The organism is Pectobacterium actinidiae, assembly GCF_000803315.1.
GTDB classification, from domain to species: domain Bacteria; phylum Pseudomonadota; class Gammaproteobacteria; order Enterobacterales; family Enterobacteriaceae; genus Pectobacterium; species Pectobacterium actinidiae.
In genome coordinates this window covers 746,898-771,511 of the sequence record NZ_JRMH01000002.1, presented here as the reverse complement: position 1 = coordinate 771,511, position 24,614 = coordinate 746,898, and the positions used below count along the sequence as shown (strand labels likewise).

21 protein-coding genes and 2 pseudogenes are annotated in these 24,614 nt (G+C 50.3%); 9 read left to right on the top strand and 14 right to left on the bottom strand.

The window, feature by feature from the left end:
• Positions 1–349: 349 nt before the first annotated feature.
• Both KKH3_RS20945 and metE read right to left on the bottom strand, forming a co-directional pair.
• On the bottom strand, positions 350–1,984 hold the full coding sequence (locus KKH3_RS20945) for a methyl-accepting chemotaxis protein (RefSeq protein ID WP_039364164.1): 1,635 nt from the start codon (positions 1,982–1,984) through the stop codon (positions 350–352).
• A 529-nt stretch (positions 1,985–2,513) separates the two neighbouring features.
• The gene (metE, locus tag KKH3_RS20940) at positions 2,514–4,778 is read right to left on the bottom strand and encodes a 5-methyltetrahydropteroyltriglutamate--homocysteine S-methyltransferase (protein WP_039364161.1); all 2,265 of its coding nucleotides are present in this window, start codon (positions 4,776–4,778) and stop codon (positions 2,514–2,516) included.
• Positions 4,779–4,882: 104 nt separating this feature from the next.
• Between metE and metR the strand changes: the two genes are divergently transcribed.
• Positions 4,883–5,821, top strand: a complete 939-nt coding sequence (gene metR, locus KKH3_RS20935; protein ID WP_039364158.1) for an HTH-type transcriptional regulator MetR — start codon at positions 4,883–4,885, stop codon at positions 5,819–5,821.
• Here metR and KKH3_RS20930 read toward each other — a convergent pair.
• From KKH3_RS20930 to KKH3_RS20890, 10 genes and pseudogenes are all read right to left on the bottom strand, one after another.
• On the bottom strand, positions 5,724–6,623 hold the full coding sequence (locus tag KKH3_RS20930; protein ID WP_039364155.1) for a carboxylate/amino acid/amine transporter: 900 nt from the start codon (positions 6,621–6,623) through the stop codon (positions 5,724–5,726). The two genes, metR and KKH3_RS20930, sit on opposite strands and share 98 nt — an antisense overlap.
• 235 nt (positions 6,624–6,858) lie before the next feature.
• Positions 6,859–7,191 carry a YjeO family protein gene (locus KKH3_RS20925; protein WP_039364152.1) on the bottom strand — a complete coding sequence of 111 codons (333 nt, stop codon included), beginning with the start codon at positions 7,189–7,191 and terminating at the stop codon, positions 6,859–6,861.
• Positions 7,192–7,908 (bottom strand): annotated as a pseudogene (locus KKH3_RS20920) (hypothetical protein).
• Between the two features lie 16 nt (positions 7,909–7,924).
• Positions 7,925–8,404 (bottom strand): Hcp family type VI secretion system effector, encoded by a 480-nt coding sequence (locus tag KKH3_RS20915; protein ID WP_039364149.1) that lies wholly within the window; start codon positions 8,402–8,404, stop codon positions 7,925–7,927.
• 416 nt (positions 8,405–8,820) lie between these two features.
• A complete protein-coding gene (pagP, locus tag KKH3_RS20910) occupies positions 8,821–9,339 on the bottom strand; it encodes a lipid IV(A) palmitoyltransferase PagP (protein WP_234991566.1) in 519 nt (172 codons plus the stop codon).
• Positions 9,340–9,377: 38 nt separating this feature from the next.
• A pseudogene (locus KKH3_RS22630) lies at positions 9,378–9,474 on the bottom strand (lipid IV(A) palmitoyltransferase PagP); the annotation flags it as partial.
• A 304-nt stretch (positions 9,475–9,778) separates the two neighbouring features.
• Positions 9,779–10,600 carry a serine O-acetyltransferase gene (gene cysE / locus KKH3_RS20905; RefSeq protein ID WP_039364143.1) on the bottom strand — a complete coding sequence of 274 codons (822 nt, stop codon included), beginning with the start codon at positions 10,598–10,600 and terminating at the stop codon, positions 9,779–9,781.
• A gap of 142 nt (positions 10,601–10,742) precedes the next feature.
• The gene (gene gpsA, locus KKH3_RS20900; protein ID WP_039364140.1) at positions 10,743–11,762 is read right to left on the bottom strand and encodes an NAD(P)H-dependent glycerol-3-phosphate dehydrogenase; all 1,020 of its coding nucleotides are present in this window, start codon (positions 11,760–11,762) and stop codon (positions 10,743–10,745) included.
• A complete protein-coding gene (gene secB / locus KKH3_RS20895; RefSeq protein WP_039364137.1) occupies positions 11,762–12,232 on the bottom strand; it encodes a protein-export chaperone SecB in 471 nt (156 codons plus the stop codon). The genes gpsA and secB overlap by 1 nt, the downstream gene beginning before the upstream one ends.
• A 204-nt stretch (positions 12,233–12,436) precedes the next feature.
• On the bottom strand, positions 12,437–12,868 hold the full coding sequence (locus KKH3_RS20890; RefSeq protein WP_010300789.1) for a rhodanese-like domain-containing protein: 432 nt from the start codon (positions 12,866–12,868) through the stop codon (positions 12,437–12,439).
• A 245-nt stretch (positions 12,869–13,113) separates the two neighbouring features.
• Between KKH3_RS20890 and envC the strand changes: the two genes are divergently transcribed.
• Both envC and KKH3_RS20880 read left to right on the top strand, forming a co-directional pair.
• Positions 13,114–14,415 (top strand): murein hydrolase activator EnvC, encoded by a 1,302-nt coding sequence (gene envC, locus KKH3_RS20885; protein ID WP_039364134.1) that lies wholly within the window; start codon positions 13,114–13,116, stop codon positions 14,413–14,415.
• Between the two features lie 2 nt (positions 14,416–14,417).
• Positions 14,418–15,365, top strand: a complete 948-nt coding sequence (locus KKH3_RS20880) for a divergent polysaccharide deacetylase family protein (protein WP_039364131.1) — start codon at positions 14,418–14,420, stop codon at positions 15,363–15,365.
• Positions 15,366–15,416: 51 nt separating this feature from the next.
• Here KKH3_RS20880 and tdh read toward each other — a convergent pair whose 3' ends face one another.
• Positions 15,417–16,448, bottom strand: coding sequence for an L-threonine 3-dehydrogenase (gene tdh / locus KKH3_RS20875; RefSeq protein WP_039364128.1), 1,032 nt, complete (start codon positions 16,446–16,448; stop codon positions 15,417–15,419).
• 10 nt (positions 16,449–16,458) lie between these two features.
• Positions 16,459–17,655: a glycine C-acetyltransferase gene (locus KKH3_RS20870; protein WP_039364125.1), complete on the bottom strand. Its 1,197-nt coding sequence runs from the start codon at positions 17,653–17,655 to the stop codon at positions 16,459–16,461.
• A gap of 241 nt (positions 17,656–17,896) precedes the next feature.
• Here KKH3_RS20870 and rfaD point away from each other — a divergent pair, with 241 nt between their 5' ends.
• The 6 genes from rfaD (at position 17,897) to KKH3_RS20835 (ending at position 24,600) form a co-directional block, all read left to right on the top strand.
• A complete protein-coding gene (rfaD, locus tag KKH3_RS20860; RefSeq protein ID WP_039364119.1) occupies positions 17,897–18,829 on the top strand; it encodes an ADP-glyceromanno-heptose 6-epimerase in 933 nt (310 codons plus the stop codon).
• 23 nt (positions 18,830–18,852) lie between these two features.
• Positions 18,853–19,956 (top strand): ADP-heptose--LPS heptosyltransferase RfaF, encoded by a 1,104-nt coding sequence (gene rfaF / locus KKH3_RS20855; protein WP_039364116.1) that lies wholly within the window; start codon positions 18,853–18,855, stop codon positions 19,954–19,956.
• Positions 19,953–20,936, top strand: a complete 984-nt coding sequence (gene rfaC, locus KKH3_RS20850) for a lipopolysaccharide heptosyltransferase RfaC (protein ID WP_039364113.1) — start codon at positions 19,953–19,955, stop codon at positions 20,934–20,936. Before rfaF ends, rfaC begins: the two co-directional genes overlap by 4 nt.
• A 26-nt stretch (positions 20,937–20,962) precedes the next feature.
• On the top strand, positions 20,963–22,216 hold the full coding sequence (locus KKH3_RS20845; RefSeq protein ID WP_234991564.1) for an O-antigen ligase family protein: 1,254 nt from the start codon (positions 20,963–20,965) through the stop codon (positions 22,214–22,216).
• Between the two features lie 192 nt (positions 22,217–22,408).
• Positions 22,409–23,479: a lipopolysaccharide core heptosyltransferase RfaQ gene (gene rfaQ / locus KKH3_RS20840; RefSeq protein WP_039364107.1), complete on the top strand. Its 1,071-nt coding sequence runs from the start codon at positions 22,409–22,411 to the stop codon at positions 23,477–23,479.
• Complete coding sequence (locus tag KKH3_RS20835; RefSeq protein WP_039364104.1) at positions 23,476–24,600, top strand: glycosyltransferase family 4 protein; 1,125 nt, start codon at positions 23,476–23,478, stop codon at positions 24,598–24,600. Before rfaQ ends, KKH3_RS20835 begins: the two co-directional genes overlap by 4 nt.
• Positions 24,601–24,614 lie beyond the last annotated feature (14 nt).

Below are 24,614 nucleotides of genomic sequence, written 5' to 3'. Positions count from 1 at the left end.
AATACGATTGATAAGACCGCAGATACATTATCGAGGTCATAATAATGATCTTCCCTCTTCGTATTCACGCATCCTGCCGCCTCGGATTACTGATTTTATCGACACCCAACTCCCCATCCCATGAACAATCAATAAAAATAATGTTGCTGCTACGTAAAAGCATAGTCAGACATATTTAATCTTCATAATGGAGAAATGGGAATATCTTAAAAATCAGGATAACCATATGAATAAAAGATAAAAATTTGTATTTACTCCCTGTGACACAACGCAAAAAAATCAGGGAGGCTACAGCCCCCTGATGGAATAGACGTTATGTTAGCAACACTGTCATATTATTGCGGCAAATTTAGGCTTTCTTTGCCCCTGCCAGCGCCAGAGACAGCGTGGGCGTACTTATCGGCATCGACGCATAAGACTCGGTGTTGCTACTACCATATGACTGTATTTTAAATGCACTCACCGCCTCCGCCAGAACGGAGGCCTGTGCTTGCAGAGACAGAGCCGCAGAGGCTGATTCTTCAACCAAAGCCGCATTCTGTTGGGTGGTGGTATCAATTTGTCCAATCGCCAGATTCATCTGGTTAATTCCGTCACTCTGCTCACGGCTCGCTTGTGAAATCTCGCTGATAATACCGTGTACGTCCTTCACGTGAGCCGTTAATCCGCCCATCGTTTCTTCTGCGGTATCAACCAGTTCCATGCCTTCACGAATTTTGCTCACGGAGTCGTCGATCAAACCCTTAATCTCCCGTGCGGCAGTCGCACTGCGCTGTGCCAGTGAACGGACTTCTCCCGCAACCACGGCAAAACCACGCCCTTGTTCGCCCGCACGCGCGGCTTCAACGGCAGCGTTTAGCGCCAGAATGTTGGTCTGGAACGCAATACCGTCAATCACGCCGATGATCTCCGCCATACGCTGGGATGAATCACGAATGCCGCGCATTTTTTGCGTCACGGAAAGCATCACATCACCGCTTTGTTTCGCCGCACCGGTCGCTTTATTGGCAATCTCCGTCGCCTGTTGGGTGTTTTCCGCAGTATTTTTAATGGTGGATGCCAGCTGCTCCATTGAGGCTGCGGTTTCTTCCAGCGAGCTGGCCTGCTCTTCAGTACGCGATGATAGATCCTGGTTACCTGCCGTGATTTGCGACGCCGCTGTCGAGATCGTTTCCGCGCCATCACGCACCTGACCCACAATCGTGCTCAGACTGGTGTTCATGCGATCCAACGATTGCAGTAGCAGCCCAGTTTCATCTTTGCTGGTCACCGTGATACGTGAGGTCAGATCGCCCTGCGCCACTCTGTCTGCCACTTGCAAAGCCTGCTCTATTGGGCGGGTTACGCTGCGCGTGATAGCCCAGGCAATCAGCGCCCCAAATACGGCGCCCAGCGCTAAAATAAGCAGCAAAATCATGCGGGTATTGCTGTACACCTCAGCCATGGTCTCGACAGAATTATTCATCGCATCATTTTGGTAATTCACCAGTTGCCTCACCGAGTCACGGTAATTGCGCTGAATCACGTTGAGGATATTATTGAATTCCGCGACAGCGATATCGTTATTACCCGCCAGCGCGTCACTAATAATTTTATCGCCGGATTTAATGAACTCGGCACGAAACCCGCGGACAACCCCCACCTGCTTGCGAGCCTGTTCTCCTGAGGCATTCTTTTCCAGATTATCAAGCAGACGGCTAATCTCCTTGCGGTACGCCATAATCCGATCGACATACCCCTGACGCTGTTCCTGACTGGATACCAGCATCATCTGCAAATAAGCGACAAAGTGTCCATTCACATTATCGATGAGGTCATTAGCATCCACCGTTTGCGGATAAACCTCTTTGACGATATCTCTGGCGCCATCCTGAAAGGATGAAAGTTTAGACAAAGAAAAAACACTCACGGTAAACAACATCAGAATTAAGATGGCAAACCCACTTCCTAATCGATAACCAATACGCCAATTCGCTAAATTCACATCTCACTCCTTTTAGGTAATACATAATAATGACTACTGCGCACAGCTACCGTTTAATAACGCCGCAGAGTAGGAAATAATATTTTTCGGAAAAACAGATATGCTTTATGGGTATTTTAAATATACCCATAAAGGAGTAATTACAGATGCACTTTCAACCTGATGGAAACGTTAAAAAATACAAACAAACTCACTCTATTGATACATCCAGAGCTGCCTCCATGCCGTCTACCTTATCGGCACAATATTCTTTAGCTTTATGACGGCGTCGATTAACCACGCCGAAGAATAAATATATTGATAGCGGATAAATAATCCTTTTCGAGAAATAACCTACCAGTCGATGCAAGAAAATTAGAGGAGTAGTGCGGTGATTTTATTAAAGGAAAGACAATATAGTTAATGTTCGGGAAGGAAGAAAATTTGCAGGGGAGAAATAATAAACAATCGGAAGGTGGGGAAAATAGTGCGTATTTTATCTATTAGTCAGGGAGGCCATAGCCTCCCTGATGTCATCAGCCATTAACGATTACTGGGTTTCACGCAGACGTTGTGCTGCCTGAACCATATTCGCCAGCGCCTGACGCGTTTCCGGCCAGCCGCGAGTTTTCAGACCGCAATCCGGGTTAACCCACAGGCGTTCCGCTGGGATGCGCTGCGCCGCTTTCTTCAGCAGATCTTCCATCCATTCCACACTCGGTACGTTCGGGGAGTGGATATCATAAACGCCCGGGCCGATTTCATTCGGGTACTCGAACTCTTCAAACGACTCCAGCAATTCCATATCGGAACGAGAGGTTTCAATCGTAATCACGTCTGCATCCAGCGCGGCGATAGAATCCATGATGTCGTTGAACTCGCAATAACACATGTGGGTATGGATTTGCGTATCATCTTTCGCCACAGCGGCATTCAGACGGAAGGCATCCACCGCCCAGGCCAGATAAGCATCCCAGTCAGAACGATGCAGCGGCAGACCTTCACGCAGTGCCGGTTCGTCAATCTGGATGATACCAATGCCTGCGGCTTCCAAATCGGCCACTTCATCACGCAGCGCCAGCGCAATCTGCTTAGCGATGGTTTCACGCGTAACGTCTTCACGCGGGAAAGACCAGCACAGAATGGTCACCGGACCTGTCAGCATGCCTTTCATCGGCTTGTCGGTCAGAGACTGCGCGTATTTCGCCCACTCAACGGTGATCGCTTCTGGACGGCTCACATCACCAATGATAACAGGCGGCTTCACACAGCGAGAACCGTAGCTCTGCACCCAGCCGTTCTGGGTAAAGATAAACCCATCCAGATGCTCACCGAAATATTCCACCATGTCATTACGCTCGGCCTCACCGTGCACCAGCACGTCCAGACCCAGACGCTCTTGCTCAACCACAGCTTGCTTGATGTGCTCGGCAATACCGGTGCGGTAGTTATTGCCATCCAGACGACCCTGTTTGAAATCCAGACGCAGGCCGCGAATTTCCGTAGTTTGTGGGAAAGAACCGATTGTAGTCGTCGGCCAGGCTGGCAGATTAAAGCGCTCACGCTGGGCATCAGCACGAACTGAATAGACGTTCTGGCGCTGGCTGTCCTGTGCGGTAATCGCCGCCAGACGCTGTGCAACGGCGGCGTTATTCACACGCGTTGAGGTACGGCGAGCACGAATCGGTGCGCTGTAGGCTTCCAGCGCCTCGCCGTTGCCGCTGTTCAGTGCCTGAGACAACAGCGACAGCTCTGCACATTTCTGAATCGCAAAGGCAAACCAGCTCTTCACTTCATCATCCAGACGCACCTCTACGCTCAGATCGATAGGGCTATGCAGCAGTGAACATGAGCTTCCCAGCCACAGGTCGCGCGTCCCCACCAGCGGTTGCAGACGTTCGAACCAGCTGCTCAGGTCAGCACGCCAGACGTTACGACCGTTAATTACCCCCAGAGAGAGGACCCAGTTAGCGGGCAGTTGAGCACTCAGCGTAGCCGCATCATCCTTACCGTGAACCAGATCAATATGCAGCCCCTGAACCGGCAGCGCTTTGATTGTTTCCAGATTCTGGCTAACGCTATCGAAATAGGTCGTCAGCAGCAGTTTCACCTGACCTTGCAGTGCGTCATAAGCCGGTTTAAACGCGGCCAGCCACTCGTGCGGCAGTTCCAGCGCCAGTGCAGGTTCATCAATCTGCACCCATTTAATGCCGCGCTTCGCCAATTCAGCCAGCACCTGCTGGTAAACGGGCAGAATGTCCTGCAACAACGACAGACGGTCAAACTGCTCACCTTTCACTTTGCCCAGCCACAGGTAGGTCACCGGGCCTAACAGAACAGGCTTCACGTTATGACCCAGCGCCAGTGCCTCATCGACTTCATCCAGCAACTGTGTCCAGGTCAGCTTGAACTGCTGCCCTTTGGTGAATTCCGGCACCATATAGTGATAGTTAGTGTTAAACCACTTGGTCATTTCTGCCGCAGCAGCAGGTTGACCAGTTGGCGCGCGTCCACGGCCAATGCGGAACAGCGTATCCAGATCGACCGAGCCGTCTTCATTCTGATGGCGTGCAGGTACGTTACCCAACAGCAGACTTGTGGTCAGCACATGGTCGTACCAGGCGAAATCACCCACTGGCAGCAGATCAACGCCAGCATCCTTCTGTTGTTGCCAATGACGCGCACGCAGCTCGCGCCCAACGGTCAGCAACTCTTCCTGTGTCGCGTTACCTGCCCAGTAGTTTTCCTGCGCTTTTTTCAGTTCACGGCGTAGTCCAACGCGCGGAAAACCCAGTGTATGATTCACAATCGCCATCGTTAATTCCTCATTTAGCCGTCCAGATGTTTACACATCCATAATCCGCAGGTACTGTAGTAATCACAAGCGCAATTTATTCACTGTCACTGTGAAGGACTCTCATGATCGAATTTAAACACCTGCGAACGCTGCAAGCACTGCGCAATACCGGATCGTTAGCCGCCGCTGCCGCTGCACTTCACCAAACTCAATCGGCGTTATCCCACCAGTTCAGCGATCTGGAACAGCGCCTTGGGTTCAGGTTATTCGTGCGTAAAAGCCAGCCGCTGCGCTTTACGCCTCAGGGAGAAATTCTGTTGCAGTTGGCAGAGCAGGTGTTACCGCAAATCCAGCAGGCGTTGCAGTCATGCCATGAACCGCACCAAACCACGCTGCGTTTGGCCATTGAGTGCCATAGCTGTATTCAGTGGCTGACGCCTGCGCTAGATGAGTTCCATCAACACTGGCCGCAGGTGGTGATGGACTTTAAATCAGGCGTGACGTTCGATCCTCAGCCAGCACTTCAACAAGGCGAACTGGATCTGGTCATGACCTCCGACATCATGCCGCGCAGTGGCCTGCACTATTCGCCTCTGTTTGATTTTGAAGTCAGATTGGTGCTGGCTCCCGATCATCCGCTGGCAGGAAAAGAGAAAATCGAACCGGAGGATTTCACCGCCGAAACCCTGATGATTTATCCGGTACAGCGACAACGATTGGACGTCTGGCGTCACTTTTTACAGCCCGCAGGCATTAGTCCTGCGCTGAAAAGCGTCGACAATACGCTGCTGTTGATTCAGATGGTCGCCGCCCGCATGGGCATCGCCGCACTACCGCACTGGGTGGTGGAAAGCTTCGAGCGTCAGGGGCTGATTGTGACTAAATCGCTGGGTGATGGGCTTTGGAGCCGGTTGTACGCTGCCGTCCGTGACGGAGAGCAACGCCAACCGGTGATTGATGCGTTTATTCGTTCGGCGCGTCAGCACGCTTGTGAGCACTTACCATTTGTGAAGGACGCTTCACGACCCAATGCTGGTGTACCCACAGTGAGGACGCAATAATTATCGTCCCCACGATGAAGCTCAGCCAGTCTGGCGTTTTATGCCAGATAGCGAAGTTGACCAGTAGACCAGCCGGCACGTGAAAGTTATTCATTATGCTAAGCGTTCCGGCATCCACTTGGGTTGCGCCGTAGTTCCACATAAAATAACCCAGGCCAGAAGCACCAATCCCCAACCAAGCCAGTACGCCCCACTGCACGGTTGTAGTGGGTAATTTATCCAGATTACCGAAGAGCAGCCACGCCGCTATCGTCACGATCGCAGCCCCCAGATAAAACCAGGAAAACGCGCAGTGCTGCGGCACAGGATAGAGCTCCATCAGGCGCTTATAACCCACCTGACCTGCGGCAAAACACACATTCGCCGCCTGAACCAGCAGGAACCCCCACCAGAAATGTTCACTCACGCCGTGATAGTGGATCACCGCCGCCCCGAATACTGCCAGCAGAGCGCTCATTACGTAACCCCAGCGCAAGCGCTGTCGAGCAAGTAGATCGTAAATCAGCGTAACGTACAGCGGCGTCATCACCGTAAAGAGTAAAAACTCAGGTACGGTCAGGTACAGGTAAGCCTGGAACACGAACAGGTACATGATACCAAGTTGGCAAGCGCCCACTAACATATACAAGAAAATGACACGCGGCGTGTAACCCCGCAGGCGTAAGAATGGTAAAAACACCACTGCTGCGGCCGTCAGGCGAAACATGGCAGAAAACCAGCTATCAACCTGACCCGCCAGATATTCGCCAATCAGGCTGAATGAAAATGCCCACAAAATAGTGGTGATAGTGAGTAATGGCACGACAACATCCGCTTAGGAAAAAGTATCGCCATTGTAACGGAGATAGCTGAATGAATTTCAGCCAATATGGTTTACATTAGGGTGAATAACGAACAAATGAAAGACATCAGATACTCATACATTTATCCTCTGAGAGTAAACGGCTATTACCTTGATATTCATAAGGTATTGAACACTGATTTTAAAATGGTCATTAATTACAATGATATCAGGCCATTTTGATGGAATCAGTCAATTAGCATAAAGCAAGTTGACCAAAGAAAATCCACACGCCGTACAGAGTGACACACAGTATCCCAGCCGTGTAATAGACTGTTTTATAGCGATTTTTCATGTAAATATTGCGTGCTAAGGCAATGAGTAAGGGCGTTAGCAAAAATAAAGCAGCCACACCCGCCTGTAAGGTACGGTTACTGAGAGACTGATGAGGAATGCTACAGATAGAGTCTCCTGATTCCATCATCCAGTCATATTTATTGATCGAAAATAACTCCAGCGCAAAATAGGCGAATACAAAATACCCCACCATAGAGATAGCATCGACGATCTTTTCCTTACTTATGTTCATTCAGGTATTAAGTCCTAGCAGTTTTCTTACATGGTTTCTAATCTGTAGTAGCCGTACTCCATAAGAAATGTAGTCGAATTCTACAGAGCCACGTTCAGGCTTGGCATCAATAAAATGAATAAACTCTCTCAATTTTCTTTGTATACCTCGGTTGTAACGAACTCCCGCCATCATGTACTGTTCGTCATTCAAGTAAAGCGTTGCTACATCCGGATAATCATAGAGGATCATATCTCTTAAGTGCTAAGCAACAATCCAGAGGTTAAAATCATCCTCCATCAGACAAGTAGCTAATTCAAGCTGATCTCGCGTTGTCAAAGTATCAGGGTTTAACCCTAAGGTCTTGGCAGCAACCTGAATTTGCATAGCAACAGAACCAAAAGAGGTTTTATTTTCGGGAGACGACTTTAGTCCCAGAAACCTTTTTATCTCAAACACCTGAAACTTATATTCTTCTGGCATTCCGCCTGACTCAATCCAGGCAACACCATCGAGTAACTCAGGAAGAATGCCGGCCTGATTAGCATACTTTATTATTCTTTCTTTGTTGTACTGAATATAGGCATCTTTATATGCGTTTAAATAATACCCTCCACTCTTCCTTTCAGGATTACTTTTGCCAAACTTCCAGAAAAGAACGTCAATCTCATCCCATTTCCTAAATCTAATCTTAGAAATATCACAAAATTTATTTCGTACGATAATATCGTTTGTCATAACCGTACCCTTTATATTAGTACACTTGCTCTTCCCATAAACTGTAACCACCCGTTCCAGCGATATGGTGTTGCCAATCGATGCTTTGATACGCAACAGATATCATTTCTTCTGGCTGGTTCTCTGCATGGATCAAAGCATGTGGATAGGAAACAGCGATGTTGCTTATCACTGCCCCAATGAGTTTGACAGAATAATATTTCTCCTGAATTCCTGTCTGCGCTGTACGGTAAAAGTCGAACAAAAGTTCGAGTTTTTCGTTGTTTGAGATGGCATTTCCCAAAAGCGGAGAGGACTTATCGATGGGCTTACAAAACGCTATAGGTTGATGATTAATATTTTGGTTTCTGCTGATAGCGTGATCAAATTGCAACACAAAAATTTGGTCTTTATGCCCTATCTGATACTTATTCCCAATCGAGTCAACAGTGCCACAATCAGCAGAAATTTTCCCCTGCTGATTACCCGTTAACGTTAAATAAATATTATTCGCCATATAAAATCCTTTTATCTAATTTAATCTATGAGATCGTAATAATATCAATATAATTAGTAACAGAAATACGTTAACTATTCGCATAGAATATTTATTTTATATTCCTATAGGTTATAAAACCGTATTGAAGCTAATTTTTAGCCTGATATATATTGCATTTTAAAAATTAAAATCAATTTCTGATTATAATTTCACTGGCGTAAAAAAATTCAATGGATAAGTCTTATAGTATCATCGGATATAAATAGTTAGAGAAGTGTTGAGAGGGGGGGTATAGCTCCTCGCGTCAATATATATCACCGATATACGATTCACTAACACAGCAGTAACGATCCCAGTAATACGGGATCGTTAACAGCTTATATTATTGTGCATTTCTCTACGTCAAAAATATTTTTGACGAAAAGCAAATACTATTAAATCTGCCATCTAAACCAGGCAAAGAAAACATTACCGTTGTTGTATGTTCCGGGAATGTAAGTCGCCTGGAAAGAGAGCTTGCTGTAACTTATTGATGCCAGAGGCAACAACACAGGGATCGGAATGTAGTTCCAGTTATCACGCATCGTTACACCAGCCGTAAAGCCCAGACCCAATTGAAAATCCTGATCGCTGATTGGTCGCCAGCGCTTTTCATAACCGTAGCCACCGATAGGCTCCCATTTGTTATAGGAGTCTTTGAATGCCATGATATAAAGTCCGTGCCAGTCCCCATCCTTATCCAGACGGGAAACACCGTAGCCCGCGCCCCACGGTCTTTCATTATATTTGTCAGTCTTTTCTTTATCGTACGTCCAGCGGTTATGCCAGGTGATCGTCGGGATATAAATATCGTGGCTCTGTGGCGAATTCCAGGTCGTAGACAGATTATTTTTACTTCTCTGCCACCAGCTTTCCTCATGTTCATCCGACGCCGAAGCATTGGAATCAGCCATAGCGGGCATAAGATTTGCTGTGCTGCTCGTATTGTTTATCCCTACATTATTTATGCTTTCTGCTGCGTAACTCAAAAAAGGGACAATGGGTAGTGTAATCAAACTCAACGTGATTAAAATTCGCTTCAAATACATATAATGTTCTCTGTAACAGCGTCACGATTCCATTCAAACAAAGATGATCCAAACAAAACTATCTTGATTGTTACCAAAATATATAGTTCAGTTTACGTAATTTGCCTATATAGACGGGAAACTAAAGCGGCCTATTATGAAGGGATAAACAGCAACTGTACTTAAATAGATAGTGGGTTAAGAGGTGCTTTCAGACGTTTCCTAGCTGAAATAACAAAAAACCACCTGATTTATCGGTGGCTTATATTCTGGTTGGAACCCGTTCCAGACATAGCAAGAACGGTGAATCGTCAACACAGTGGGATTAGATACCATCGCCATATTCGAAGCCGCGATTGATCCCGTTGAAATACTGATCCATATCCATCGCGGGTTTATCGCTTTCCGGGCGGCCGACGATACGAGCCGGAACCCCTGCCGCTGTCGTATGTGGAGGAACCGATTGCAACACGACAGAACCCGCGCCAATTTTCGCACCACAGCCGACTTCAATGTTCCCCAAAATTTTGGCACCTGCGCCAATCATCACGCCTTCACGAATTTTAGGGTGACGATCGCCACTGGTTTTGCCTGTACCACCCAGCGTCACGGATTGCAGAATGGAGACGTCGTTCTCAACGACGGCTGTTTCGCCGATCACAATACCTGTTGCGTGATCGAGCATGATCCCACAGCCGATTCTCGCCGCAGGGTGAATATCGACACCGAAAGAAACCGAGATCTGGTTCTGGAAATAAACCGCCAGCGCTTTACGATCCTGCGACCAAAGCCAGTGGCCAATACGGTAAGCCTGTAATGCATGAAACCCTTTCAGGTAGAGCAGCGGAGTAGAATATTTATCCACCGCCGGGTCACGCAGGCAGACGGCCTGAATATCACGCGCAGCAGAAACGATCATCTGCGGGTCGGCACGGTAGGCTTCTTCCACGACTTCACGAATGGCAATCGCGGGCATAATCGAATTGGCTAATTTATTCGCCAGCATGTAGCTCAATGCGCTGCCCAGATTCTCGTGCTTCAGCAATGTGGCATGAAAAAAGCTGGCCAGCATCGGTTCACAGTCCGCGAGACTGCGCGCTTCTGCCTTGATATTGGTCCAGACCAGTTCCAGTTCTTCTGTCGACATTGCCTTACTCTCCGAGATACTACACACCACAACGTATATCTGTTCTCAAACGACAGGCTTATTAGCGCCACCGCTCGTCTACAAGAAAATGAAGATACTATGAGCCTCCCAGATTAGGAAGCCCAGCATAGAACGACGTGTTTTATAACCTGGCGGTTTCGTCTTTACGCGTACGCCCCAATAGGCTCAGCGCTGCCTCTCGGGCGTCTTTCCCACAATACAATACCTGCCAGAGTTGCTCGGTAATCGGCATCTCAACGCCGTAGCGCTGCGCTAAAGCCAGCACTTCTTTCGTATTGCGGTAGCCTTCAACAACCTGACCAATGCTATCCTGCGCGCTCTGTACATCCATTCCCTGCCCCAGCATCATGCCGAAGCGTCGGTTACGGGACTGATTATCAGTACAGGTCAATACCAGATCGCCAAGCCCTGCCATCCCCATAAAGGTGGTCGGATCCGCGCCCAGCGCTGCGCCAAGACGGGTCATTTCCGCCAGCCCGCGGGTGATCAAGGCAGTTCGTGCATTGGCACCAAACCCAATGCCGTCAGACATCCCGGCACCGATAGCAATGACGTTTTTCACCGCGCCGCCCAGCTGCACGCCGATAAAATCGGGGTTGCTATAAACGCGGAAGCTCTTCCCACAGTGCAGCAATCGCTGTAGGTCATCGGCAAATTCACTGTCCGTTGACGCCAGAGCAATAGCCGTCGGCATGCCGGCCGCCAATTCTTTGGCAAATGTCGGACCAGAGACTACCGCAAGCGGGATAGTTTCGCCCAACGCTTCGCGTGCGACATCCTGCAACAGGCGTCCCGTTTCCGCTTCCAGCCCTTTCGTCGCCCATACAATACGCGCATCGGCACGCAAATGAGGTTTCAGTTGACGCAGAACATCACCGAACACATGGCTCGGCACAACGACCAGCACGTTTCTGCTGGCAGCAAGCGCCTGCGCCAGGTTGGTTTCAAGCTGAAGTGAATCCGGGAAAGGCACATCCGGCAGAAAAGCCTGATTACACCGAGCTACCTGTAATGCCTGAATATGCACAGGATTGTGACCCCATAGCACGACTCGATGGCCATTACGCGCCAGCGTAATGGCTAACGCGGTGCCGTATGAACCGGCACCGATGACGGTCATTGAAGCGTCAGACGCGTTCATCAGGCATCCTGAGACTGCGCAGCACCTTCACCTTCGGTCTGCTGTTGCAGGTAATTCATGAACAGCGCATCAAAGTTAACCGGCGCCAAGTTCAATTGCGGGAAAGTACCGCGAGAAACCAGGCTGGTGATGCACTCACGCGCGTAAGGGAACAGAATGTTCGGGCAATATGCACCCAGGCAGTGTGCCAGTTGAGTGCCTTCGATACCGCCAACGGTAAAGATACCACCTTGCTGAACTTCACACAGAAATGCAGTTTCTTCACCCAGAGAAGCCGTTACGGTCACACGCAATACGACTTCATAGATGTCATCAGCCAGTTGGCTAGAAGCCGTATCCAGATCCAGTTTTACTTCCGGCTGCCATTCCTGCTGGAACACCTGAGGCGCATTCGGTGCTTCAAAAGAGATATCTTTGGTGTAGATACGCTGGATTTGGAAAGCCATTTCTGTGTTGTTTTGTTCAGACATGTTAAGTAATACCCTTTTGTTAGATTTTCTTGACGTCTTCCGTCGTCATGATTAGGCGGACGTCAGCACATTTCTGTCATTGTCGTACTGCAATCAATGTCGTACTGCAATCAGCCTGCCGGTTATCCTGCAAAATCGCCGCCATTTTCGCTGTGTATGATTTACACACATGGCACGATGTGGATAGTTTTACCACAAACTGTTTTATTTGCCGCGGACTAAAGGCAGATTCTCACCGCTCCAGCCAGCCAGACCGTCTTTCAGTACCTGCACACGTTCAAAACCGGCTTTGTGCAAATTCTCGGCGGCTTCGCGTGAAGAGAGACCGTTGGCGCATACCACGATAATCGGCTGCGACTTATGTTTTTCAAGTTCACCTACGCTGCCGTTTTTAATGTCGTTCGGCAACAGGTTAAATGCGCTGGCAATATGGCCACGGCGATAGTCGTCACGGTTACGGATATCAACGACGACAGCATCTTCTTTATTAATTAGTCGGATCGCTTCACCGCGAACCACTTCTTTCACGTTCGACAGTTTACTCTTCACAGTAAGCACAATGACCGCAACCAACAGGGCAACCCAGGAAATGCTCAAAATAGGGTGCTTGCTAATGAATGGCATAATCTCTTGCATGGGGTGTAACGACTCCCGGATCAGTTAAGCAACAAAAATATAAGGTTCCTGAGTATACCTGCGCGATACGGCAATTACAGCCAGTAAGCCAATATAGCGTATCGAATCTGCGGCGAGCTTTCCATTTATCTCTATATTGATGCGCGCAGACACGCACCTTTGTGCCATGCTTGTCACGTCTGGAAATAGAAATCAGACAAGAGACAACTGGTAAGCCGCTGTTCATCGTGGAATAATTCACTGATATGAGTAAAAACGCGTTATTTGTACAGAGTCGAGTGGCATGTAGCGCCGATCGCCATGTATCCGCATTACAAAGGCTGCTCACCCGCTGTGTCAGCGCACTCTGCGTTGGCGTTTTGCTGTTGCCCGCGCTCGGCCAGGCTGAAGATAATCAAGCACAGCTCAAGACCCTGCAACAAGATATCGCCGCGAAAGAAAAAAGCGTTCAAGAACAACAAAAGCAGCGCAGTGCCTTAGTTCAGCAGTTGAAAAAGCAGGAACAGTCTATCTCTCAGGCCAGTCGTCAACTGCATGAAACGCGCAATACGCTGTCTACGCTCAATAAAGAATTAACCAGCCTCAGCGCCTCTATCGCCAAACTACAATCGCAGCAGGATAAGCAACAAACCCTCCTTTCTCGACAGCTTGACGCCGCCTTCCGGCAAGGTCAGCACAGCGCACTGCAATTAATGCTGAGCGGAGAAGAAAGCCAGCGCAGCGAGCGTATCCTCGCCTACTTCGGCTACCTGAATGAAGCGCGGCAGAAATCCATCAACGAATTACAGCAAACGCGTGTGGATCTGGCTGACCAAAAACGCCAGTTGGAACAAAAGCAGACGCAGCAAAAAACGCTGCTGAGCGACCAACAGCAGCAACAGCAGACGCTGGAACAGGCCCAATCCGATCGGAAGAAAACGCTGTCGACGCTGGAAAGCTCGCTGGAAAAAGATCGTCAGCAGTTGACGGAACTGCGCCAGAATGAAACTCGATTGCGCGATCAGATCGCCCGCGCTGAGCGAGAAGCAAAAGCCCGTGCCGAACGGGAAGCGCGCGAGGCCGCCAAGGTTCGCGCTAAAGAAGAACAGGCCAAACGCAGCGGCAGCAGCTATAAACCGACTGAGGGTGAACGCTCACTCATGGCCAGAACAGGCGGTTTAGGGCGGCCTTCTGGTCAAGCCATCTGGCCGGTTAATGGCCGCATCGAGCACCGCTTCGGTGAACCGCTACAGGGCGAGTTACGCTGGAAGGGTATGGTGATTACCGCACCGGAAGGCACGGAAGTGAAAGCGATCGCCGACGGAACCGTACTGATGGCCGACTGGCTACAGGGCTACGGGTTAGTCGTTGTCGTGCAGCATGGTAAAGGCGATATGAGCCTGTACGGCTATAACCAGAGCGCATTGGTCGCCGTTGGCGCTCAGGTCAAGGCCGGACAATCTATTGCGCTGGTCGGCACCAGCGGCGGGCAGAGCCAGCCCGGACTCTATTTTGAAATCCGTCGTCAGGGTCAGGCGGTCAATCCACAACCTTGGCTAGGAAGATAGTCTTGTCTTATTTAACCAAAACACCGTTATTCGCGTTGAGCCTGCTCGCCCTGTCTCCTTTGGCACTAGCCGGAAAACTCGCCATCGTCATCGATGATTTCGGCTATCGTCCACACAATGAGAACCAGATTCTGGCGATGCCAACCGCGATTTCCGTCGCGGTCTTACCCAACGCGCCGTACGCCCGTGAAATGGCAACCAAAGCCCACCAGCAAGGGCGAGAAGTGCTGATCCATCTGCCAATGGCACCGATGAGCAAGCAGCCGCTGGAGCGCGATACGTTACGCCCTGACATGAGCAGCGACGAAATTCAGCGCATTATCCGCCAATCTGTCAATAACGTGCCTTACGCCGTGGGGTTGAACAACCATATGGGCAGCGCGATGACCGCCAGCCTGCCCGGCATGCAAAAAGTCATGCAGGCGCTAAGTGCCTACCAGCTCTATTTCCTTGATAGCATGACCATTGGCAGCAGCCAATCGAGTCAGGCGGCGGCGGGAACAAACGTCAAAGTCATCAAACGCAAAGTCTTTCTGGATGATTCGCAAAACGAAGCCGAGATTCGTAAGCAGTTTACCCGCGCGGTGCAAATTGCCCGCCGCAGCGGTTCCGCTATCGCTATCGGGCACCCGCATCCTTCAACCATCCGCGTCTTACAGCAGATGTTACCCACGCTGGATGCCGATATTGTCTTAGTCCGCCCCAGCCAGTTGCTTAATGAGCCGACGCGGCAGTATGAGCCACAGCCACAACCGCCGGTAAAACCGCGTAATCCGTTCCGCGGCATACAGCAATGTCGAGTCAAGCAGCCACTGGAACCGGTTAAGAATGATGTGTTCTTTAAGTTGGTGAGCAGCAGTATTCAGGAAAGCGCACCGGTGATGTTTATCAAGCACCGCTGGCAGACCTGGGTTGCCCCAACCGAAACCGAAATACACAAACAGCCGTAAATCTCAGGCGTGCGTTCCCTTTTGCTGTCACGCGGATTCACTGCGGCAAGGTTATTCTTCATCCCAATTGAGAATAACCTTGCCCGACTGACCCGAACGCATGGCATCGAACCCTTTCTGAAACGCATCAATGTGAAAGCGGTGGGTGATAATCGGTGACAAATCCAGTCCAGACTGAATCAGCGCCGACATTTTGTACCAGGTTTCGAACATTTCCCGCCCGTAGATGCCTTTGATAAACAGTCCTTTAAAAATCACTTCCCCCCAGTCAATCGACATCGGCTCATGCGGAATGCCCAGCATGGCGATGCGTCCACCGTGATTCATCGCTTTCAGCATGGCGCGAAAGGCTGATGGCGCCCCTGACATCTCCAGCCCAATATCAAACCCCTCGGTCATGCCCAGATCTATCATCACGTCCGCCAGATTTTCCTGCGCCACATTGACGGCGCGCGTTGCCCCCATTTTACTGGCGAGATCCAGGCGGTACGCATTCACATCGGTAATCACGACATTCCTTGCACCCACGTGACGGCACACCGCCGCTGCCATCATGCCTATCGGCCCCGCTCCGGCAATCAAGACATCCTCTCCCACTAAATCGAAGGACAGTGCGGTGTGCACCGCGTTACCGAAGGGATCGAAAATAGCAGCCAGTTCGTCAGAAATATTGTCGGGAATGCGGAACGCGTTGTAGGCAGGAATCACCAGATACTCCGCGAACGAACCGGGACGATTTACCCCGACGCCAATAGCATTACGGCATAAATGACGTCGTCCGGCACGGCAGTTGCGGCAGTAACCGCAGGTAATATGCCCTTCACCAGAAACCCGATCGCCAATATGAAAACCGTTAACTTCCTGACCAATCGCGACAATTTCACCCACGTATTCATGCCCAACGACCATCGGAACGGGAATGGTCTTCTGCGACCATTCGTCCCAGTTATAGATATGTACGTCTGTTCCGCAGATCGCGCTTTTGCGGATTTTGATCATGATGTCGTTATGCCCAAGCTCCGGCGTGGGGGCGTCTACCATCCAGATACCTTCTTCCGGCCGCAGTTTTGCCAATGCTTTCATGATGGTTTCCTCAGATAATCACACCCAGACGCTTGCCCACACGGATAAAAGCCTCGACGGCGAATTGGATTTGCTGTGGCGTATGGGCAGCCGACATTTGGGTGCGAATACGCGCCTGACCGAGGGGAACAACGGGATAAAAAAAGCCAGCGACGTAAACACCTTCCCGCTGTAGCGCCTGTGCAAAGTCTTGTGCCAACTGCGCCTCGCCCAACATGACGGGAATAATGGCGTGATCGGCCCCCGCCAGCGTGAACCCTGCGGCCGTCATCTTTTCACGGAACAGACGGGCATTTGCCCACAGACGTTCACGCCGCTCTCCGCCCTGCTCCAGCAGATCCAGTACCCTGAGCGACGCGGTAACAATGGCAGGGGCGAGCGAGTTGGAAAACAGATAGGGTCGAGAGCGCTGGCGCAGCCAGTCGATCACCTCATGCTTGCCCGCCGTATAACCGCCCGACGCGCCCCCCAGCGCCTTGCCTAACGTCCCGGTGATGATATCGACGCGATTCATCACCCCGCAGCGTTCGTGCGTTCCGCGCCCTTGTTCTCCGACAAATCCCACCGCATGTGAATCATCAACCATCACTAGCGCATCATAACGATCCGCCAGATCGCAAATCCCCTGCAAATCGGCAATCACGCCATCCATTGAGAAAACGCCGTCAGTGGCGATCATGACGTGTCTTGCCCCTTCCGCTCTGGCCAGTTGCAATTGTGCTTCCAGCTGGCTCATATCGTTATTGGCATAGCGGTAGCGTCGCGCCTTCGATAGCCGAATACCGTCGATGATCGAAGCATGATTGAGCGCATCAGAAATAATGGCATCCTCCGGCCCCATCAATGTTTCAAACAGCCCACCGTTGGCATCAAAGCAGGAGGAATAGAGAATCGCGTCTTCCATTCCCAGAAAATCCGCCAGCTTACGCTCCAGCTGTTTGTGGATATCCTGCGTTCCACAGATAAAGCGCACCGATGCCATGCCAAAACCATGGCTGTCCAATCCGGCTTTTGCAGCGGCAATCAGCTCAGGGTTGTCCGCCAGACCAAGATAATTATTGGCACAGAAGTTGAGCAGGCGGTTGCTGTCCCTCACTTCGATTTCAGCCTGCTGCGCAGAAGTAATGATGCGCTCCTCCTTGAACACCCCTTCGGTGCGTGCAGCCATGATTTGTGTCGTAAGCTGTTGATAAAAATCGGCAGGCATAGCATCACTGTCCCATAAAAAGATCGCTTTATGGTTTTTAAGCTAGCGGATGTGGGCAGAAATGCGGGGTAAACAGTCTGAAAATGCTGGCTTCGTCACGGCCTGAATCATCTTAAAAAAGCGGGACAACACGGGATAAATTAAGCTCTGGCTGCTTGCGGTAAAATGAAATGCTATTATAGCGGTCATAAACAGTGTGGGGCGCGGTGCCTCACCGGCAAGATTAATAAAGGTCGCGCCCATGATTATCGTTACTGGCGGTGCCGGTTTTATCGGCAGCAATATCGTAAAATCTCTGAATGACATCGGCTATCGGGACATTCTGGTTGTCGATAACCTGAAAGACGGCACCAAGTTCGCCAATCTGGTCGATCTGGACATCGCAGATTACGTGGATAAAGAAGATTTCATCGCCAGCATTGTTGCAGGTGACGATCTGGGCGATATCGATGCCGTATTCCATGAAGGTGCTTGCTCTTCCACCACCGAGTGGGATGGCAAATACATGATGGATAACAACTATCAGTATTCTAAAGACGTGCTGCACTATTGCCTCGATCGCAACATTCCGTTCCTGTACGCCTCTTCCGCTGCAACCTACGGTGGTCGCAACGATAACTTTATCGAAGAACGCCAATACGAGCAGCCGCTGAACGTCTATGGCTACTCCAAATTCCTGTTCGACCAGTACGTACGTGAAATTCTCCCAGAAGCGGAATCGCAGATCTGCGGCTTCCGCTATTTCAACGTCTACGGACCGCGCGAAAGCCACAAAGGCAGCATGGCGAGCGTCGCATTCCACCTGAATAACCAGATTAACCAGGGTGAAAATCCGAAGCTGTTCTCCGGTAGCGAGAACTTCCAACGTGACTTTATCTACGTCGGTGATGTCGCCGCCGTCAACCTGTGGTTCTGGCAAAACGGTGTTTCTGGCATCTTCAACTGCGGTACCGGTCGCGCCGAATCCTTCCAGGCTGTCGCCGATGCCACCCTCGCCTTCCACCAGAAAGGCAGCGTGGAATACATCGCGTTTCCTGAGAAACTGAAAGGCCGCTATCAGGCTTACACACAAGCCGACCTCACCAATTTGCGTGCAGCAGGCTATGACAAGCCATTCAAAACCGTCGCCGAAGGCGTAGCGGAATATATGGCCTGGCTGAACCGTACCGTTTAATCGGATAAGGATTCATAAGCGGTATGAAAATTTTGGTCATCGGCCCTTCCTGGGTCGGCGATATGATGATGTCGCACAGCCTTTATCGCACCTTGAAGGCTGAACACCCGGAAGCGGTCATTGACGTGATGGCGCCAGCCTGGTGCCGTCCGCTGCTGGCACGGATGCCGGAAGTCAATCAGGCGTTAGCCATGCCGCTAGGTCACGGCGCACTGGAGCTGGGCGAACGTCGCCGTCTGGGTGTCTCGCTGCGCGATGCGGGCTATGACCGCGCTTACGTGCTGCCCAACTCCTTTAAATCCGCGCTCGTTCCGTTCTTTGCTAACATTCCGCAGCGTACAGGCTGGCGTGGCGAAATGCGTTACGGGCTGCTGAACGACGTACGCGTGCTGGATAAAGCCGCATTTCCGCTGATGGTTCAGCGCTATACCGCGTTAGCCTATGATCGTAGCCGTATCCACCGTGCTGAGGATCTGCCGCAGCCGTTACTATGGCCGCAGTTACAGGTCAATCAGGCCGAAATTGCGGACATGACGCAGGCGTTTGGCCTCAGCGATGCGCGCCCCATCATCGGTTTTTGCCCCGGTGCCGAATTCGGACCGGCCAAACGTTGGCCGCATTATCACTATGCTGCGTTGGCACAATCATTGATTGAACGCGGCTACCAGATAGCGCTGTTCGGTTCGGCCAATGACCGTTCGGCCTGTGACGACATCCTTCAGGGATTAACAGAAGACGCACGACAGCATTGCGCTAACCTGGCGGGACAAACCTCGCTGGAACAGGCGGTGGTGCTCATTGCCGCCTGCCACGCCGTCGTCAGCAATGACTCTGGACTCATGCACGTTGCCGCAGCGCTTCATCGTCCTCTTGTCGCACTTTACGGTCCGAGCAGCCCTGATTTTACCCCGCCGCTGTCCCATCAAGCCGAGGTGATTCGATTGATTACCGGCTATCACCGGGTACGCAAAGGGGATGCCGAACAGGGTTATCACCAGAGTTTGATCGACATTCAGCCCGAACGCGTCCTCAACGCACTGGATAACTATCTTGTTTCGGGACAGAGCCTTGTGCAGAAAGAAAGTCTCACTCCGGGAGAAAACCGGGTGCCGGGAGCAGATGCATGAGGGTGCTGATCGTGAAAACGTCGTCAATGGGCGATGTGCTGCACACCTTACCAGCCTTAACGGACGCGATGCAGGCTATTCCCGGTATCCAGTTTGATTGGGTGGTTGAAGAAGGCTTCGCGCAAGTTCCAAGCTGGCACCCGGCGGTTTCCCGCGTCATTCCAGTCGCGATACGCCGCTGGCGAAAAAGCTGGTTCAGTGCCCCGATACGTCAGGAACGTGAAGAATTTAAACGCCAGCTACGCCAGCACCGCTATGATGCGGTTATTGATGCTCAAGGGCTGATTAAAAGCGCGCTGCTGGTTACGCGTCTCGCCAACGGGAAGAAGCACGGATTGGATTGCAAAAGCGCCCGCGAGCCGCTGGCAAGTTGGTTTTATAACTATCGCCACCCCATAAGCCGCCGACAACATGCCGTGGAGCGCGTGCGGGAGCTGTTTGCCGCCAGCCTGAGCTATAAGAAGCCTACTGAACGCGGCGACTATGCGATTGCCTCACGTTTCCTCTCCCAGTCGCCCGCAGACGCTGACCGCTATCTGGTGTTCCTCCATGCCACGACGCGTGATGAAAAACACTGGCCGGAAGCGCACTGGCGTGAGCTGATTGCCCTATTAGCACCGAGTGGACTACACATCAAACTCCCCTGGGGAGCGGAGCATGAGCACCAGCGCGCATTGCGGCTGGCGGAAAGTTTTCCGCACGTTGAAGTCTTACCACGCCTCACGCTGCAACAGGTCGCCGAGGTATTAGCTGGTGCCAAAGCCGTCGTTTCTGTCGATACCGGGCTTAGCCACCTGACAGCGGCACTGGATCGTCCCAATATCACCTTGTACGGACCAACTGATCCGGGACTAATTGGCGGCTATGGAATGAACCAAGTGGTGGAAATGTCCGAAAGCCAGAAAATGGAGACAATTCCCGCTAGCCTCATCCATCAAAAATTAGAGAAGCTGATAGAATTACCTGCATCAGGCGAGTGATATCGCTCCCGACTGTGAACAAATACATGCTTAATGAATTAAGGTACGAACTGGGCAAAACGCCCAGCATAAGTTCGGCTGTCGCACTGAAAGCCGTCTTCCCCGGCTGTTTACTCACATTAGCCATTATGCCATTTAGCAGCATTATTGCCGGATGGCTTTTTTATCTCACGGGTTCGCTGTCTGTTTTTTATGTAGCGACACACCTAAGAACCATTATCGCAGCTAAACGGTTGTTACTGATTCCACTTTTCCTACTGGCTATCGGCTTAACCAATCTCATTTGGTATCACCACTACTATCAACCAGATAGTCTTTTTCCTTATGTGTACAACGCCTACAGGACATCCGCGCATGCCGGTATTTTGGGCGCATTTATCCTGCTAACAGCCCTACATATCACGCCCAAAAAGCAAAAGCTGTCGCTCTTCTACATCATCGCAATTTGTGTGTTAACACTGAGCTATGCCTTTTATCAGTCACTGTTCAGTGGAATGCACCGTATTGGATTAGTCTTTGGTACCGCAACGAGCGCAGCCTATTTTCTTACCTTCATTGGTGCCTTAAGCGCACAGGCACTGCTTAAGCTCGATTCAGCCTATAAATATTACCTCTATCTGGGGCATTTCCTGTTAGTGACTGTCGCGATTCTGTTGACAGAAACTCGGGCAGCCATCTTGGTTTATCCTATTGTTGGCGCGACCATTTTATTGTCAGAAGTCAGGCACAATAAGCGTTTATTCATCAAAGCATTTATCGGTTCATCGGCCACTGTTCTCCTGTGTTTATTCCTCTTCCAGAATACGCTTCATCAACGTGTCAGCGATCTGATTAACGATATACACAGCTACAGCATGAATAACAGCATGACATCGGTGGGTGCGCGTATTGCGATGTACCAATCTGGTATAGAAGCGGGGGAAGAAGCCTTGCTCGGGCAATCGGCCGAACAGCGTGCGGAACATATTATTGCACAAGCAAAACAAGAGGCTGAGCTATCGGGCGCAGTAGGATATTTGAATATCCATCTGCATAACGACGTGATTGATGCCTTTTCCCTTAAGGGGCTGCCGGGAGCAATATTGATCGTGTTGCTCTATGCCTCCTTATTTTATTTTTCATTTTTTGTTCTACGTAGCCACCTCTCCGCCGCACTGCTTTTTGCCCTGCTTATGTATGGACTTAGCGATGTTATTCTCTATTCACGAGACATGCTTATTGCGTGGCTGATGGCATTTTGTCTTGGCACAACGCTGACCGGAAAATGGCTAAAAAAGTAGGCCTGTTATAATTAGCGTGTGACAGTAGCATTTACCTCTGTGAGAGGGGGATGGGTTTTAGTACCATAGCGCAAAATTAGCTATTCATGCTGTCGTACCACATGGATAGGATCAGTCTTTTGGTAGCTGTCGAGCCAGGGGCGGTAGCGTGCCTGTAAAAAAATAACCTTTTAATTACATGAAGGAAAACGAGTGAGTCAACGCATCATCCCTTATCACAGGATTCTCGTGGTGAAGCTTAGATATCATGGCGATATGCTGCTGACCACTCCGCTCATCAGCACGCTGAAAGCCAATTACCCTGACACCAAAATCGACGTATTGCTGTATCAGGATACGATGCCGATTCTCTCTGCAAACCCAGAGATACATCAGCTTTATGGGCTCAAAAGAAAGACGGGTACGCTTTTAGAAAAAATCTGTAATTTCAAAAGTATCAGGCAAGCGCTTAAGCAAAACAATTACGATCTGATCGTCAATTTAGCTGACCAGTGGCCCATTGCTCTATTAGTAAAATCATTGGGATGTCACAGTATTGCTCTCGATCGGGGCGATAACCTGAAAGGAAAGATTTGGCGTTCATTTTTCAGCACCTGCGTTCCGCCAATAGGCGCGCATATTGTTGAGCAAAATCTTCATCTCCTCACCCCGCTCAACCTGCCAGCGTCAAAGACATGTTCAACATTATCACTGCACTATCGTCAGGAAGACGCCCAGAATGTATTTACTAAACAGCCCGCTCTTTTAACGAAAAAATATGTCGTTATCCAGCCGACAACACGTCAATACTACAAATACTGGGATAACGACAAATTTGCTCAGGTCATTGACCATCTTAAAGAAAACAATCTCGAAGTTGTTTTGACCTGCGGTCCTTCAGAAGATGATTTAAACGTGGTGCGCGACATTCACTCACAGTGCACGCATAAACCAGATATGACCTTTGCAGGCAAAACGAGTTTTCTGGAGCTGGCTGCGTTAATTGACAGCGCCGTGTTGTATATCGGTGTAGATTCCGCCCCAATGCATATGGCTGCCGCATTGAACACGCCGCTAGTGTGTCTGTTTGGCCCAACAGACTACAAATTATGGCGACCGTGGTGCGACCGCTATAAGCAGATTTGGGCAGGTGAATATCAACAGATGCCAGCCCAACAGAATTACGATCAGACGGTCAAATATTTGTCCTGCATTCCAGCACAAGCGGTTATTCAGGCATCAGAACACATGCTGCAAGAGGCGCGGGAAGAGAACACCAAATGAACATCGCATTCTGCGTCTATAAATACTTTCCTTTCGGCGGGCTACAGCGGGATTTTCTGAGCATCGCACAAACTTGCCAAAAACAAGGCCACGATATTCGTGTTTACACAAGCGAATGGCAAGGCGACAAACCTGAAGGGTTTGACATCGTTCTCGTGCCCATCTCAGGGCTGGGTAATCACACTCGCCATCGCCGTTTTTCCGACTGGATACAACATCATTTACAACAGCATCCTGTCGACCGCGTTGTCGGATTTAGCAAAATGCCAGGGCTAGACTTCTATTATGCCGCAGAAGGATGTACGGCAGAAAAAGCGGTTCAGGAAAAAGGCTTCTTTTATCGACTCACCCCCCGCTACCGCGGATATGCAGCACTTGAGCGAGATGTGTTCGATAAAAATAGCCACACGCGTATGCTGATGCTAACGCCACGGCAAATTGCCCATTTTCAGAAGCATTACGGCACACAAGATGAACGCTTTTTTATGCTGCCACCGGGTATTTCGCTGGATAGAAAGTACAGCACACGCTCTCCAGACACGCGTTCACAGTTCCGTCAGCAACATAATCTGGATGAAAACGGATTTGTTCTATTACAAGTCGGTTCCGACTTCAAACGTAAAGGCGTTGGCCGTAGTCTAACCGCTATCGCCAGCCTGCCACAGGAACTGCGTCAACGCGTAACGCTGTTGGTTGTCGGCCAGGACGATCCAAAACCGTTTCAACAACAGGCAGAGCAACTCGGCATCGGCAAACAAATACGCTTCTTCTCTGGCCGAGATGACATTCCTGACTTCATGGCAGCCGCCGACTTGTTGCTTCATCCGGCTCATCAGGAAGCTGCCGGCATCGTTTTGCTTGAGGCTATCGCGGCTGGGTTACCCATACTCGTCACCGATGCATGCGGTTATGCTTTTTACATTGAGCGCTCGCAGGCCGGACAAGTCATCCCAGAACCCTTTAGCCAGACAGCACTGAACCACACGTTGTCACACGCACTCAGTCAGCCAGAAACGCTGAAACAGTGGGCAGAAAATGCCCGCTATTTTGCCGATACAGAAGATATTTATAGTCTGCCAGAAAAAGCCGCACAGTTGATTACCAGCGCAACCCCCCGTTAAACCAACACTGTATA

What these genes read in the sequence shown, in the direction of transcription:
- metE (WP_039364161.1), bottom strand. Translation starts at nt 4,778, where the DNA reads ATGGCGATTGTGAATCATACACTGGGTTTTCCGCGCGTTGGACTACGC.
- metR (WP_039364158.1), top strand. Translation starts at nt 4,883, where the DNA reads ATGATCGAATTTAAACACCTGCGAACGCTGCAAGCACTGCGCAATACC.
- KKH3_RS20925 (WP_039364152.1), bottom strand. Translation starts at nt 7,191, where the DNA reads ATGAACATAAGTAAGGAAAAGATCGTCGATGCTATCTCTATGGTGGGG.
- KKH3_RS20915 (WP_039364149.1), bottom strand. Translation starts at nt 8,404, where the DNA reads ATGGCGAATAATATTTATTTAACGTTAACGGGTAATCAGCAGGGGAAA.
- pagP (WP_234991566.1), bottom strand. Translation starts at nt 9,339, where the DNA reads ATGGCTGATTCCAATGCTTCGGCGTCGGATGAACATGAGGAAAGCTGG.
- cysE (WP_039364143.1), bottom strand. Translation starts at nt 10,600, where the DNA reads ATGTCGACAGAAGAACTGGAACTGGTCTGGACCAATATCAAGGCAGAA.
- gpsA (WP_039364140.1), bottom strand. Translation starts at nt 11,762, where the DNA reads ATGAACGCGTCTGACGCTTCAATGACCGTCATCGGTGCCGGTTCATAC.
- secB (WP_039364137.1), bottom strand. Translation starts at nt 12,232, where the DNA reads ATGTCTGAACAAAACAACACAGAAATGGCTTTCCAAATCCAGCGTATC.
- KKH3_RS20890 (WP_010300789.1), bottom strand. Translation starts at nt 12,868, where the DNA reads ATGCAAGAGATTATGCCATTCATTAGCAAGCACCCTATTTTGAGCATT.
- envC (WP_039364134.1), top strand. Translation starts at nt 13,114, where the DNA reads ATGAGTAAAAACGCGTTATTTGTACAGAGTCGAGTGGCATGTAGCGCC.
- tdh (WP_039364128.1), bottom strand. Translation starts at nt 16,448, where the DNA reads ATGAAAGCATTGGCAAAACTGCGGCCGGAAGAAGGTATCTGGATGGTA.
- KKH3_RS20870 (WP_039364125.1), bottom strand. Translation starts at nt 17,655, where the DNA reads ATGCCTGCCGATTTTTATCAACAGCTTACGACACAAATCATGGCTGCA.
- rfaD (WP_039364119.1), top strand. Translation starts at nt 17,897, where the DNA reads ATGATTATCGTTACTGGCGGTGCCGGTTTTATCGGCAGCAATATCGTA.
- rfaF (WP_039364116.1), top strand. Translation starts at nt 18,853, where the DNA reads ATGAAAATTTTGGTCATCGGCCCTTCCTGGGTCGGCGATATGATGATG.
- rfaC (WP_039364113.1), top strand. Translation starts at nt 19,953, where the DNA reads ATGAGGGTGCTGATCGTGAAAACGTCGTCAATGGGCGATGTGCTGCAC.
- KKH3_RS20845 (WP_234991564.1), top strand. Translation starts at nt 20,963, where the DNA reads ATGCTTAATGAATTAAGGTACGAACTGGGCAAAACGCCCAGCATAAGT.
- KKH3_RS20835 (WP_039364104.1), top strand. Translation starts at nt 23,476, where the DNA reads ATGAACATCGCATTCTGCGTCTATAAATACTTTCCTTTCGGCGGGCTA.